Annotated in this window: 7 protein-coding genes; 3 read left to right on the top strand and 4 right to left on the bottom strand. The window is 62.4% G+C overall.

Annotation, left to right across the window (positions count from 1 at the left end; translation table 11 throughout):
• Window positions 1–22 precede the first annotated feature (22 nt).
• The 4 genes from WFP78_RS18195 to WFP78_RS18180 all read right to left on the bottom strand — a co-directional run bounded on the left by WFP78_RS18195 (window position 23) and on the right by WFP78_RS18180 (window position 10034).
• Window positions 23–2485 (bottom strand): S9 family peptidase, encoded by a 2463-nt coding sequence (locus WFP78_RS18195; protein WP_336965573.1) that lies wholly within the window; start codon window positions 2483–2485, stop codon window positions 23–25.
• Window positions 2486–2638: 153 nt separating this feature from the next.
• Window positions 2639–5557 carry a TonB-dependent receptor plug domain-containing protein gene (locus WFP78_RS18190; protein ID WP_336965571.1) on the bottom strand — a complete coding sequence of 973 codons (2919 nt, stop codon included), beginning with the start codon at window positions 5555–5557 and terminating at the stop codon, window positions 2639–2641.
• 191 nt (window positions 5558–5748) lie between these two features.
• Complete coding sequence (locus WFP78_RS18185) at window positions 5749–8196, bottom strand: S9 family peptidase (RefSeq protein WP_336965569.1); 2448 nt, start codon at window positions 8194–8196, stop codon at window positions 5749–5751.
• A 152-nt stretch (window positions 8197–8348) separates the two neighbouring features.
• The gene (locus tag WFP78_RS18180; protein ID WP_336965567.1) at window positions 8349–10034 is read right to left on the bottom strand and encodes an N-acyl-D-amino-acid deacylase family protein; all 1686 of its coding nucleotides are present in this window, start codon (window positions 10032–10034) and stop codon (window positions 8349–8351) included.
• Between the two features lie 270 nt (window positions 10035–10304).
• On the opposite strand from WFP78_RS18180, the gene WFP78_RS18175 reads away from it, so the two are divergent.
• The 3 genes from WFP78_RS18175 (at window position 10305) to WFP78_RS18165 (ending at window position 14007) form a co-directional block, all read left to right on the top strand.
• Window positions 10305–10955 carry a helix-turn-helix domain-containing protein gene (locus WFP78_RS18175; protein WP_336965565.1) on the top strand — a complete coding sequence of 217 codons (651 nt, stop codon included), beginning with the start codon at window positions 10305–10307 and terminating at the stop codon, window positions 10953–10955.
• Between the two features lie 256 nt (window positions 10956–11211).
• Window positions 11212–12312 (top strand): type III PLP-dependent enzyme domain-containing protein, encoded by a 1101-nt coding sequence (locus WFP78_RS18170; RefSeq protein WP_336965563.1) that lies wholly within the window; start codon window positions 11212–11214, stop codon window positions 12310–12312.
• A 153-nt stretch (window positions 12313–12465) separates the two neighbouring features.
• Window positions 12466–14007 carry an N-acyl-D-amino-acid deacylase family protein gene (locus tag WFP78_RS18165; protein WP_336965560.1) on the top strand — a complete coding sequence of 514 codons (1542 nt, stop codon included), beginning with the start codon at window positions 12466–12468 and terminating at the stop codon, window positions 14005–14007.
• Window positions 14008–14037: the final 30 nt, after the last annotated feature.

The raw sequence follows: 14037 nt of genomic DNA, 5'->3' as shown, positions 1-14037 counted from the left end.
TCGGGAGGAGGTCCGTCGCCCCCTATTCGGCGGACAAGAGATATTTCAGCATGAAGCTGCTGCCATTCCAGTAGACCTTCACCAGATCGTCCATGGTCAGATACAGGTCGTGCACTTCATTGGGGAATGCTTCGGCCACCACGTCCAAAGCGGGACGGCGCTTCCTGATCTCGTTGTAGAGAAGAATGCTGTGGCTATGGTCGACATTGCGGTCGTCATCGCCCGAGGCGAAGTAGACCGGCGTGTTCCATTTATCAACGAAGGCCAGGGGCGCGTGCTGAAAGCCCTCTCCGGGATAGGTATGAACGCCCGCCATGTCAAAACCGACAGCGAACTTGTCGGGATCGCGCGCCAGCGCCTGCGCCGTCAGCAAACCGCCATAGGACAGGCCATAGATGCCGACCTGCTTCACGTTCAGCTCCGGACGGGACCGAAGATAGGTCAGCCCGGCGAGCACGTCCTGATATTCGCTGGCGCCCATCTCGCCACGGGCAGGCGCATTACGGAAGGCGTGGCCGAGCATGATACCGGTGCGATATTCGACCGAAAGCACAGCGCAGCCCTGCATCGCGAAATATTGATTGAGCTCGTACAGGTTGGCGTAGACGTCGATATAGTGGAACCCGAGCAGCATCTGCCGCCGGCTTCCGCCATGGATGAAGATCACGCCGCAGCCATTGGGTTTGGCCGGCACGAACAATTCCCCCGAGATCGGCATGCCATCGGGCGCGGCGAACGACACCGGCTGCGGGCGCACCATGCGCTTTGCCGGAAATGCGGAAGCCAGTTCGGGGCCACCCAGGGATCGGGTTCGCCCTTTTGCGTCGCGCAACACGACGGCAGGCGGGACCGAGTGGTCGGACTGTACCATCGCAATCGCGCCATCCGCCATCGGCGTGGGGCCCCATTGATTGGCGGTCGCCACGGACGCGGGCTGCGGCACGCCCCCGCCAAAGGGCACCGACCACATGCGACGGGACGCACGGTCGCCGATATTGGTGGAGTAGATGATCGACTTACCGTCGAGCGACACCGCTGCAGCCTCGACCTCACCTTCGCCAGGCGTCAGCAGGCGCGCAGCCCCTCCGGCAGCGGGAACCGCATAGAGGCGGCGCCACCCGCCCTGTTCCCAGGCGAAGGCGATCTCTCCGGAGGCGGACCAGAGAAGTTGCTCCCACTCCACGCCATTCTTCGACTGATCCTGGTCGAGCGGGAAAAAGGCAGATCCGACACCCGGCTCCGCGCGCCACACGGTGCGTGTCGTGCGTGTAGCCGCGTCCGCCGCGACGATTTCCCATGGCCGCTTGGCGATGCCAGTCGCAGGCGTTTCGCCGAACGTCCTGACAACCGCCAAAGCCGTGCCGTCCGGCGACCAGGTTGCGTGGCTGTCGGTCGCGATGCTCGGCTTTTCCAGCACCCACTGCGCGCGCGATTCGAGATCGACGACCTCAACATGCGCCGAGCGCTCGAAGGCGATACGCTTGCTGTCCGGGGAGATGCGAATGCGTTCCGCCCGCCCCGCCGAAACATAATCGACAGCCCCGACGCCGCTGGCCTTGCCGAGAGGGGCCATCGCGACCCCGGTCGCCGTCGTCCACAGGAGGAGCGACCCGTCCGGGGAAAATTGAGGCTGGCTGCCGATCGAGACGGGAACCGCCTTCGCACTCCCGCTGGTCGACACCAACCAAATCTGCTGCTCGACGGGCACAGGGAACGAACGCGCATTGGGGATTTCCCCCTTCGCATTCGGCGCACCGCCGCGCACATAAGCGAGCCAGTTGCCGTCCGGAGAAAGCGCGACCTGAGACAGCTCCAGCCCGTCATCGCCGCCATAGCGCACGATAGAACGCGCCTTGCCTTCCAACCGGGCGAAATAGATCGTCCGACTTCTGCCTTCGCGCGCGACAAAGGCGAGCGAGCGGCCATCGGCTGCGCGCGCAGGTTGATAGGAAAACGGCGCGGACAGCAGGCTTTCGAGCAGGTTCAGCTTCTTCTGCTCCCCAGCCGACGCGCGCGCGACCAGCGGTTCGACCTTGCGTGAAATCCGCGTTCCAGCTTCCTCGCCGATCCGCCGAGTGAAGGAGAGCGTATCGGCCGCTTCCCAACGGGCGTCGCTGTCGAATGCGAGCGAGGGGTCGAGATAGGAAATCTCCCCGCCGCCGATGGTGTAGACGGCGATGTAGGACCAGTTGAACGAGGGACCGCCACGATAGCGCGCCGTCGTGGGATAGCCGCCGCGAATATTCTGGAACGCGACGCTTTTGCCGTCCGGCGAAAACTGGGGGGATCGCACGACACCACGGATAGTGAACTCACCAGCGGAAACCCAACCGCCGGCCGTGTTTGAACGCTTGGCGAGAAGCAGACCGGTACCGTCCACCTTTATCCACGCGGCCTGCAGCCCGTCCGCCGAAAGGGCGGCTGATGCCGGCACGTCGACCGACGACGCAGCAACTGGCGACACCCCGGCCAAAGCGTGTGCCAAGGACGTCGCCGGTACGCCTGCGACCGCCAGTGCGATCAGAGGCGCAAGAAACAAGGATGCCTCGTGTCGACCGTTCAGCATCTATCCACCCCCCAACAACAAAAAAGCCCGGCGAAGGCGCCTGTTGAGAGCACCCTCGCCGGAAAGTCACGACTACATCTTGAACCGGGCGCTGATGCGGAACGTGCGACCGTAAACGTCGTAGAAATTCCGGTTGGTTTGCGGATAGCCCGGCACGTTGACGCTGTCCGGGCCGTTGCCGATCAACACAGGATCGCGGTTGAAGAGGTTGCGCACGGTGAACTGAAGCTCTCCGGTCGTGCCTAACCCTTCGAAGCTGACCCCGACCGAGCTGTCGAAATAGATCGCACCCTTGATGCTGTTGTCATTAATGGTTCGGTTCTGCGGCGTGGAGGTCGGACAGCCACTGGTGCATTCGATGAAGTTGTTGTCATATTTGCCGTCGCTGACACCACGGGCGATCAGGTTGAAGGTGAACGGCTCCGCGTCATAGGTCGCGGCGACCCGGTAGACCCAGGACGCCGGCCCGCTCCCCGCATTCGTACCGGCGGAGTCGTTCGGGAAATCGATGCCGTTGTCGATCAGGTTTTCCAGATAGTGGGTAGCCATGGCACGGATCGAGAACCGGCCGGGCGCACCCGCGATCACGCTGTCGAGATTGAAGCGATAGGACGCCTCGATGTCGATGCCCCGCGCCTTCTGGTTCGCGAAGTTGAAGGGCTGCGTCAGGATGCGGTCGATGTCACCTGCGGGCGTGTAAGTGATGTTGTTGCAATATTGCTGGATATTCTGCTCGTAGCAGAGGTTGACCGTATTCTGGGCCGAGATGTTGCCGATCGCGTCGGAAATCTTGATCTCGTAATAGTCGACCGCCGCCGAGAAGCCGGGAAGGAAAGTCGGCGTGAATACTGCGCCCACGGTCCAGCTGTCCGCGACTTCAGGATCGAGATTGAGGTTGCCCGTGACGGTTTCGATGAAATCGTCGGCGGCATTCGTCGGCGGCACGGTCACTGAATTGGTTCGGGCCGTACCGGCGGCGAACAGTTCGTTGAGGTTGGGCGCACGGATGTCGCGCGAAATGTTGCCGCGGAAGCGAATGTCCGGGATCGGTTCGTAGGTGGCGCCGACCTTCCAGGTCTGGACGGTACCGGAGACGCTGTAGTCGGTGTAGCGCCCTGCCGCGCTTAGCTCGAACCCGCGGAACAGCGGTGCCGAGATTTCGAGGAAGCCTTCCTTGACGTTGTACTTACCGGCGTTGACCAAATAGTTGCCGGCCCACCAGCCAGACGTATATTGAGGCTCGACGAAGCCGTCGACCTGCTCCTTGCGCCACTCGCCGCCAAAGGCGACCGCCAGCGGCCCGCCCGACAGGGTCATTACATTGCCGCTGAAGGTCAGTGCTGCGACATCCTGCTTCAGCGTCTGGTCGCGATAGGGCTGATCCTGCGGCATGACATAGCCCAGCGCTTCGGGACTGGCGGCGTTATAGCCGATGCGGTTTATCGGGACGCAGCCATTGGTCGGCGCCGTCAGCGACGACCGGCAGACGATGGTTCCCGCCGCGACGCCCAGGGCGTTGCCCGACGGGGCAAACACCGCGTCGGAGGCGAGAGCAAGGCGCGACACGTTCCAGATGTTGATCAGCTGCTCGTGCGCTTTGACGATGCCCTTCTGGTAATAGAAGTCCCAGTTCCATGATCCCTCGCCGATATCGAACGCACCCTTCGCGCCTGCGACATAGCGATAGGCCTCGCGAACATTGGCGCTGCCCGACTTCGGAAAACCGACGTTGGTGGTACCAATGGTGATCGACGCCAGGTTGAGATTGGCCATCTGGGTGCGGACGGAATCCGGCAGGTACGCGTTGTCGGAACGGATGACGAGGCCTGTGCTGGGGACCTGGAGATAGAGGCTGGAGCCTTCGAAGCGGTTATAGGAGAACTGACCGAAGACCTCGATACCCGAACCGATTTCGTAGCTCGCGCGCGTGAACACACCGATCCGCTCTTCTTCGGGGATCAGAGAAACGCTGCTGGCATAGCCTTCCTGGGTCTGCTGCCAGTCCCCGCCGATCATCCAGGTGCCGCTGACCTGCCCGAAGGTGAGCTGGCCGGTCGTCGCCCGGCCGGTCGCCGGATCGATCGCGCCGAAATAGGTGCCACGCAGCGGCCCGGCGGTAATGAGACCGCCTGGCATGACGTGGCTGGGACCAAAGCCCGACCCGACAAGACGAAAAGGCTGGCCATTGGTCGCCGTGTAGGCGGGATTGTTGATCTGGAAATAGCCGCTGTCGTTCCATCTGCGGTCGACGGTATCTACGCCCTTTTGCCGCGCATATTCGACGTTGAAGAGAAGCTTGAGGCGATTGTCGGCCAGCGCGGCACCACCGGTAAGGGCGGCGCGATAGCTGGGGCCGTCGCCATATTGCGTGACGCCATATTCGGCCACGCCCTTGAGGCCCGTGAAGTCCTTGTTGAGGATGAAGTTCACCACGCCGCCGACGGCGTCGGAGCCGTAGGCCGCGGAAGCGCCGCCCGTGACGATTTCGACCCGCTGCACCAGTTCCTGCGGAAAGGTGTTGATGTCGACGAGGCCAGTGACGCTCGACGGCACCGAACGCTGGCCGTCCATAAGAACCAGCGTGCGGTTGGTACCCAGCGCGCGCAGGTTGAGCGCATTGATGCCGGCCTGGCCGTTGCTGAGCGAACCGATATTGGTCGCTGGCGAGGTACTGCCGGAGATCGAGGGCAAGGTGTTGACGAAGTCGGCGATATTGCCGGGGGCCTGCGCCTGAATGTCTTCGGTGCTGAGCACGCTGACGGGCGTGGGCGCTTGATAGCCGTCGCGTGCGATGCGCGATCCTGTAACTGTAATCGTGGCTTCCTCGGGAGCTTCGCTTTCTACGCTAGTGCCGACGGCGCTATCCTGCGCCTGCGCCGTGCCATGCCCCATACAGAGGCTGAGCAGGCCACTCGAAGCGAGCAGGGCGGAACGGAGATCGATCCAGGCGGAACGCGCATAGGTGCGACTGTGCATACGGGTTTGTTTCATCGGAGCCCCCTTTTTGAGCCGTTGCCCTCTCCGCTGATTTCGTCGCTGCTGCCTCTTGGGGATCATTGACGCCCCACAGCGTCCGATTCTGTAATGGACGATAGGTCTGGGAAAAATTTTCTACAATAGAAAATTTTTCAGATTTGGTGATTTCGCCAGAATGGCGCGATCACCCATGTCCGCCGTCTCCGTCACGGCCAATCGACAAGGCGGCGCAGCATGAACTCGCTGCCGCGCCAGTATAGGTCGGTAAGGTTGTCGAAGGTCAGGTAGATGTCGTGCACTTCATTGGGGTAGACGCGCATCTCCAGCTCGCTGCGTTTCTCCCGCTTGTTGAGCAGGTCAACCAGCATCATGGTCTGGCCCATGTCGACGTTGCGGTCGTCGTCGCCCGACGCGAGCAACACGGGCGACCGCCAGCCTTCGGCAAATGCGGCGGGCGAATAACGGAAGGAATCGCCCGCGAATTCGTGGACGCCCGCCATGTCGAAGCCGACCGAAAAGACGTCGGAATTGCGCGCGATCGCCTGTGCCGTCAGATAGCCGCCCCAGGAGAGGCCGTAGATCCCCAGCCGCTTCACGCCCAGATCCTTGCGCCCGAGCAAATAGCGCGCACCGCCCAGAACATCCTTATATTCGCTGGCACCGGAGGATCCCCATTCGGGCGGATTGCGGAAGGCATGGCCGCGCATGATGCTGCTGCGATACTCGATCGACAGGACCACGCATCCGCGCAGCGTGAAATATTGGTTGAGCTCGTACAGGTTCGAATAGATGTCGATATAATGATAGCCGAGCAGCATTTGCCGCCGGATGCCGCCGTGAACGAAAATGACGCCGCACCCATTGGATTTCTTCGGCACGAACAGCTGGCCGAATGCGATCTGGCCGTCGGTTCCCGTGAAGGAAACCGCCTGCGGTTTCGCCATCTGCCCGCCCGGATAGTGCGCCGGAGGTGCGACCCCGCCGACATCCGTGCGTCGACCGTCGGCTTCGCGCACTACGATATGCGGCGTGGCCGACCAGCCCCCCTCGACATAGGCAACGCCGCCATCGGCGAGCGCCGTGGGCGACCATTGACTGGCATCGGGGTCCGACGAAAGAGACACCGGCGCCCCACCTGCGAATGGAACCGCGCTGACTTGGCGACGATCGAGATCGCCGATATTATGTGCGTAGACGAGTTGCTTTCCGTCGAGCGAAACCGCGGCGCTTTCGATCTCTCCCTCGCCGGGTGTCAACAGCCGCGCCGCACCGCCGATCGCGGGCACGGCATAAAGATGGCGCCAGCCGTCGCGCTCCCAGATGAACGCGATCTCGTCACTGTCCGACCAGAAGAGCTGGGTCCACTCCAGCCCGGTCTTGCTCGCGTCTTGATCGAGCGGATAGAAATCCGAACCGACGCCTTTGTCGGCCTTCCACACTTCACGCACTTTCATGTCGCTGCCCTCGGCGACATGAATGGACCAGGGGAGAGGCACTTCCGCAGGCCCGGCATAGCCGTAGAAGCGATAGGGCATCTGGCTGGAAATGCGGCGAAAGGCGAGGCGGCTACCGTCGCGTGACCAGCTGGGGTCACGATCGGTCGCGCCCGGCGGACGCTGCGCCAGCCGAAGCGTCCGGGTGCGAAGATCGAGCGTCTCGATGCCGCCGAGCCGCTCATAAGCGATACGGCTGCCGTCGGGTGAGAATCGTATCTGGTCGACCGTACCGGAAAGAAGGAAGGCAGGCGTGCCGACACCAGGCTGCCCGGACGACGGCGCGATCGGCGCCGAAACCACGCCTCGCCCGGTGCGCCAGATCAGCAGCTTGCCGTCTGGCGAAAATTGCGGCGCATGGCCCTCCGTGCGAAAGACGGTCGTTCCGTCCTTCGTCTCCACGACGAATATCTCGCGCTTCGGCGGTTCGGGCAGCGAACGGGGATCGGGCACCTCGCCCTTAGAATTCGGCGCGCCACCGCGGATGAAAGCGACCAGGCCGCCATCCGCCGACACGGCCACCTGGGACATCTCCTGGCCGTCGTCTTCGGCATAGCGCACAAGAGCGCGGGCCTTTCCGCCGGGCGGCACGAAGAAGATCGACCTGGTCCGGCCTTCACGGGCCGGAAAGGCTATCGACCGCCCATCCGCCGACCGCGAAGGCTGATAGACGATCGGCGCGGCCAGCAAGGCTTCGAGTTCCTGCCGCTTCTTCGCCTGCGCGCCCGAAAGAGCTTCCTTCTGCGCGCCGGGCCGATAGGTCATCCGAGCGTCCGGCAGCCCGCTGACGCGGCGGGTAAAGCTGATCGTCCCGGAGTCTACCCATGCGGGGTCACTGTCCAACGCGAAGCTCGGCTCGGCATAGTCGGTCTCGCCGGTCGAAAAGTCGTGAACGGCAATGAAGCTCCAGCTGTAGCTGCTCGCCGATGGCCCCGCGCCAGTGGGATATCCGCCCCTTATGTTTTCGAACGCGACATAGCGGCCGTCCGGCGAAAAGATCGGAGCGCGCACGACGCCGCGCACACGCAGCTTGCGCGGCGCGGACCAGCTGCCGTTCGATAACTTGTCCGCGACCTCGAATCCCGATCCGTCCGCCAACGGCCAAATGGCGCGCTGGCCCAAGGGAGAGACCAGCGCGCCAACCGGCAGCGGCGCAGTCACAGTCTGCGCAGCTGCCGGCAAGGGACCCATGAAAAGGAGCAGGGCGAGAAACGCCGAACGCGTGCGTTTCAGCCGTCGATAGTCCGAACACGCGTTCCGGTCTTCGGGCCGCGCCGGGCGGCGATCGGATCGGACGATGCCGCCCCGGCCGATCACGGCTGTTGCCGCTGATAGCGGAGCACCTTGCCCGCCTTCGCCGTCGTCACTTTTCCGTCTTCGATCGCCAACACTCCGTTGACCCACACGAAGTCCATACCCGTCGAATATTGGGCCGGCTTCTCGAAGGTCGCATTGTCCTTCACCGTCGCGGGATCGAACAGCAGCATGTCCGCCGCCATGCCCACTGCGATGCGGCCACGATCGTAGAGCCCCAGCCGGTTGCACGCGGCCGAAGACATCCGGCGGATGGCGTCCTCCAGCGAAAGCACATTTTCCTCACGCACATATTTGGCGAGGATGCGGGGGAAGGCGCCATAGGCACGGGGGTGGACTGACTCGCCGTCCTTTTCAGGTGAGACCGGGCGGGAGTCAGTGTCGACCGATACGAAGGGCGCCTGCAGCGCGAGGCGCTTCTGCCCTTCATCCTGACTCGCGGGCGCCACCGACACGCCCCCGGCGGCGATCGTGTCGAACACGAACATCCAGGCGTCCTTGCCGCGTTTGGCCGCTGCCTGCGCCACGCTCAGGCCGACCAGATCGGCACCGGCGTCGCCGTTGGTGATGAGGACATTGCCCCAGTCCTGCCCGACATGGTCGAACCAGTTTTCCCATGACGTGACGTCGGTCTCGACGGTCTTGCGCAGTTCCGCACGGACGGCGGGATCTTCCAGCCTCTTGTAGAAAGCCTCCGATCCCTGCGCGAAATTCGACGGGGGCACGAAGGATCGCAGTCCGATGCCGTTGCGGACATAGGGATAGATATCCGCCGTGACATCCATGCCGCCTGCGCGCGCCGCGGCGATGTGGGCGATCGCTTCGGGCATGAGCGGCCAGTTGCGGACGCCGGCCGCCTTCAGGTGATAGATGTGGACGGGTATGTTCGCGCCTCTGCCGATCGCCAGCGCTTCATCGATCGCTTCGATCAGATGATTGCTCTCATTACGCATGTGCGAGGTGTAGATGCCCCCATAGGGCGTCACCATTTTCGCCAGCTCGATCAGTTCCGCCGTGTCCTGATAGTTGCCGGGCGGGTAGATGAGGGCGGTCGTCAGGCCGGCTGCACCGTCCTTCATCGCCTCCCCGACCAGCTTCTTCATCTCGGCCATTTCTTCGGCGGTGGGCTTGCGATCTTCATCGCCCATCACGGCGCGACGCACCTGTGCCGCCCCGACGAGGTGGATGACGTTCACGGGAACGCCGACCGCTTCCATTATCTGGAAATATTCCGCGTAGCTGCGCCATTTATAGGGCTTCCCGCCGATCATCACAGGCTCGGCCTGGGTGCGCTCGCTCTGCGGCGCCATCGACCCGCCCTCCCCGCTCAGATGGGTCGTAATGCCCTGAGTCAGCTTCGACGCGGCCGATGCGGGATCGGTCATGTACGTCGATGAATCCTGCGCCATGAAGTCGACGAAACCCGGCGACAGGACCCTGCCCTTCGCATCGATCACCTGACGCGCCTGCTTGGTGTCGGGCGTGACCACCCCGATCCAGGCTATCTTGCCGCCCGACACCGCGACCGCGCCCCGATACCAGGGGCTCCCTGTGCCATCGACAATTCGCGCGTTGATGATGAGATAGTCCCAGATGGGCTTTTTCTGCGCCATTGCCGCCTGCGGCAGCACCGCATGAAGCACCATGACCATGAGGAGAACGGCCCGAGCCAGTATCCGTATCATCGCTACCCCCTTCGAATCTTTCTCAAGAGTAAGAAATTTTCAGTATCGGTGTCAATTTTCAATTTTGGTGAATCTTATGCCGCTATTATCTTAATCGGAGGCGAGCTATGGAATGGGGCAGTTGCCACGCAAGGGCCATGTCCATACGTTGCACCTATGTATCGATTTATCGCTGCGCGACGTTGGCGCAGTCTGGAATAGGAGGGCGCGATGCCCCGGAATATTGCGATTGAAAAAGCTTCGGTCGATTGGGTTGGGAAGGATAGGTCGATGGATGCAGTCGATTTGGGCGGAAGTAGCAATAATCCCGGCATGGTCTTGCGTCAGATCCGCCTCGAAAATGAGTGGACGCTCGCCGACGTCAGCAAGAAAGTCGGCCTGCCCGTCTCGACGCTTTCAAAAGTCGAAACCGGAAAGATGTCGCTGAGCTACGACAAGCTCCTGCGCATATCCCGCGGTTTGAACGTTGATATATCTAGACTTTTCATGGGGGAAACGCCAAGCCAGGCATCGGCCTTCACTGGACGTCGCAGCATTTCGCGCGTGAACGAAGGCCCCCGGATACGCACGTCGACCTATACTTATGTTTATCCTGCCGCGGAATTGCTGCGTAAGTCGCTCAACCCAATGGTCATCGACGTTCAGGTGCGTTCCATTGAAGAGTTCGGTGAACTGATGCGTCACCCGGGCGAGGAATTCGCACTCGTGCTGGAGGGCGCGTGCGACTTTTACTGCGACCTCTACGCGCCAAGCCGGCTGAATACGGGCGACTCGATCTACTTCGACGGCGCCATGGGGCATGGATATGTCGCGGTCGGGGCGGGCCCGTGCCGCATCCTTTCCATATGTTCCGCCCGTGACGAAGACCTGAAATCCGCGCTTATCCCCATAGAACAGGAGCAAGAGGAGGTCGCGGAATAGAAATTTCGCATAACTTTTCTAATATTGAAAAATTTGCCGGACCGTGCCACATCGAGCGTAAGGCAAGAGTGGGTGGAACGGAATGACAGAGCGGTCGGTGCTGGCCATGGATTGGCGCAGCAAGGGGTTACCGACGGGATTGTGGCCGGTTACGCGTGACGAGATAGCGGCGATGAACTGGAAGCTGACGCGCGAGGACCTGACGCTTCCGGTCGCCGTGCTGAAGCAGACCGCCCTCACGCATAACAGCGACTGGATGCGCCGCTTCATCGCGACGGCCGGCGTGCAGATCGCGCCCCATGGCAAGACGACGATGAGCCGTGAGCTCTTCGCGCTTCAGATGGCCGATGGCGCCTGGGGGATGACGGCGGCGACGGTCGGCCATGTGCGTATCTATCGCGAATTCGGCCTGGACCGGATCCTGCTCGCGAACCAGCTCGTCGGTCGCCAGGGCATCCGCTACATCGTCGCGGAACTGAACCGCGATCCGAAGTTCGACTTCTATTGCCTGATCGACTCATTCGAAAGCCTCGCCCTGCTCGAGGCCGGCCTTGTCGAGAACGGCCTGACCCGTCCCATGAATGTCCTTGTCGAACTCGGCTATGCCGGCGGGCGCGCTGGCGTACGCGACGACGAGCAGGCGATCGCACTTGCGCGCAAGGTTGCCGCCTCCCCCATGTTCTCGCTCCGGGGAATCGAAGCGTTCGAGGGTATAGTGCAGGGAAGTACCGGCGACGAAGCCAAGGTCGTGAGCCTTCTCGACCGCGTCCAGCATCTCGGCAACGTCGTGCATTCGGAAGGGCTGTTCAGCGGCAAGCCGATCCTCTCCGCTGGAGGATCGTCCTTCTTCGACCTGGTGGCGGCCAAGCTCGGCGATGGTGACGACGCCTCGTCATTCGAAGTCATTTTACGCAGCGGCTGCTATCTCGTGCATGACAGTCATTTCTATCAGCACATGATCGATCGCCTGACGGATCGCTCGCCCCTCGCCGCCGGCCTTGGCGAAGGATTGAAACCCGCGCTTGAACTCTGGGCCTATGTGCATTCCCGCCCGGAACCTACGCGATTGATCGTGGGACTTGGAAAACGCGACACGTCCGATGATGTCGCGGCGCCAAATCTTCTCGGCTGGTGCCGTCCCGGAAGCGACGTCGTCCTGCCCCTGACGGACCACCGCACCGTGCGCCTCGACGACCAGCACGCCTATCTCGACATTCCGGCGGACTCTCCGCTGCAGCCGGGAGACATGGTGATCTTCGGTGTCTCTCATCCCTGCACGACATTCGACAAATGGCGGACGATGTTCGTCGTCGACGACGCGTTGAGAGTCGTCGACATTGTCGAGACAAATTTCTGATAAAGAAATAACTTTCTATTTTGACATAGTATGAAAATTCTGGAGAATGCCTCCTGAATCATGGGAGGCATTACAATGCGGGCATTTTCTGGATTGCGAAGCTGTGCATTGGACCGTCGCCTGGCCTCTCCGTCATGGTTGGCCCTCACCGGCATGGCATTGGTCCTTTCGGCGACACAGGTCCACGCCCAGCAATATGATGTCCTGATCCGCGGCGGCACGCTCTACGACGGCAGCGACAGCCCGGGGCGGACAGCCGACATCGCGATAAAGGGCGAGCGGATCGCGGCCGTGGGTGACATTCCAACTGGCGCGACAGCGACACTGGTCGTGAACGCGAAGGGGAAAATCGTCTCGCCCGGCTTCGTTGACCCGCATTCGCACGCGGCGGATGGCCTGCAAACGCCGGAACTCGCTCCCGCACTTCCCCAAATCTACCAGGGCGTCACGACCCTCTTCACCAATCCCGACGGCGGTGGCCCCGGCGACCTCACGGACCAGATCGCCAGGACGCGCGCACTGGTTCCCGGCGTCAACATCGCGCCGATGATCGGCCATAACGGCGTCCGCAAGGCGGTGATGGGCGAAGGCGACCGCAAGCCGACGGCAAGCGAGCAGCAGCAGATGGAGACGTTGGTCGCGAAGGCGATGGACGCCGGCGCCTTCGGCTTTTCCACGGGTCTTCAATATATTCCGGGGAAGTTCTCAGAAACCGGGGAAGTCATCGGCCTTGCGAAGGTCGCCGCACGCTATCCCAACAGTTTCTACATCAGCCACATGCGTGACGAAAGCGCAGGGGTCCTTCAGTCGCTCACCGAATTGACCGAAATCTCACGGCAGACGAAGCTCACGTCGGTCGCAACCCATTTGAAGCCGTTGGGCAAGGTCGTCTGGGGCCGCTCGACCGATATGATCGCGCTGATCGAGAAAGCCCGCGCGGAAGGGCTGCCGGTATGGGCCGATCAATATCCCTATGACGCCAATGGCGGCGGCATTCAGTCGATGTTCGTTCCCGGCTGGGCGCAGGCCGGCGGTTCGGAGGCGCTGATCAAGCGGCTGGCTGACCCCGCACAGCGCGCGCGCATCCGCACGGCGATGATCCAGAGCATCGAGGAATTCGGCGGCGCCGACCGCGTCCAGATCCGCAGCTACAAGGCGGATCCGTCGCTCAACGGAAAACGGCTGGCCGCCATCGCGCAGGCGAACGGGTTGGAGTCCGTCGACATGGCGATCGCCATGATCGAAAAGGGCGGCGCCTCGACAGTAATCTTCAGCCTCGACCCCAATGACGTCGAAGCGATCATGAAACAGCCCTGGACCATGACCGGAAGCGACGGCGCGCTGGTGCCGTTCGGCGGCAGTGCGGAGCATCCCCGCGCTTACGGCACCTATCCGCGCAAGATCAGAAACTACGTCCTCGACAAGCCGGTCATCACCATGCAGCAGGCGATCCACGCCGGCACCGGTCTTCCCGCGCAGGTGCTGAAGCTTGCCGATCGCGGCTTTCTGCGCACCGGCTACTTCGCCGACGTCATCGTGTTCGATCCCGCGAAGATTCGCGACCTCGCGACCTATGAGCAGCCGCACGCCTATTCGGTCGGAATGGAATATGTCTTCGTGAACGGTCAGCCGGCACTAGCCGATGGAAAGGCCACGCCGAAGCGCCACGGCCGAGTGCTGACCCGCAGCAACTGATCGCGCGCCGAACCATCGAGCCCGCTCTCC

Origin of the sequence: Sphingobium aquiterrae (assembly GCF_037154135.1) — a bacterium.
GTDB classification, from domain to species: domain Bacteria; phylum Pseudomonadota; class Alphaproteobacteria; order Sphingomonadales; family Sphingomonadaceae; genus Sphingobium; species Sphingobium aquiterrae.
Note: the sequence above shows the minus strand (reverse complement) of the source record. Positions and strands in the feature narration are given on the sequence as shown.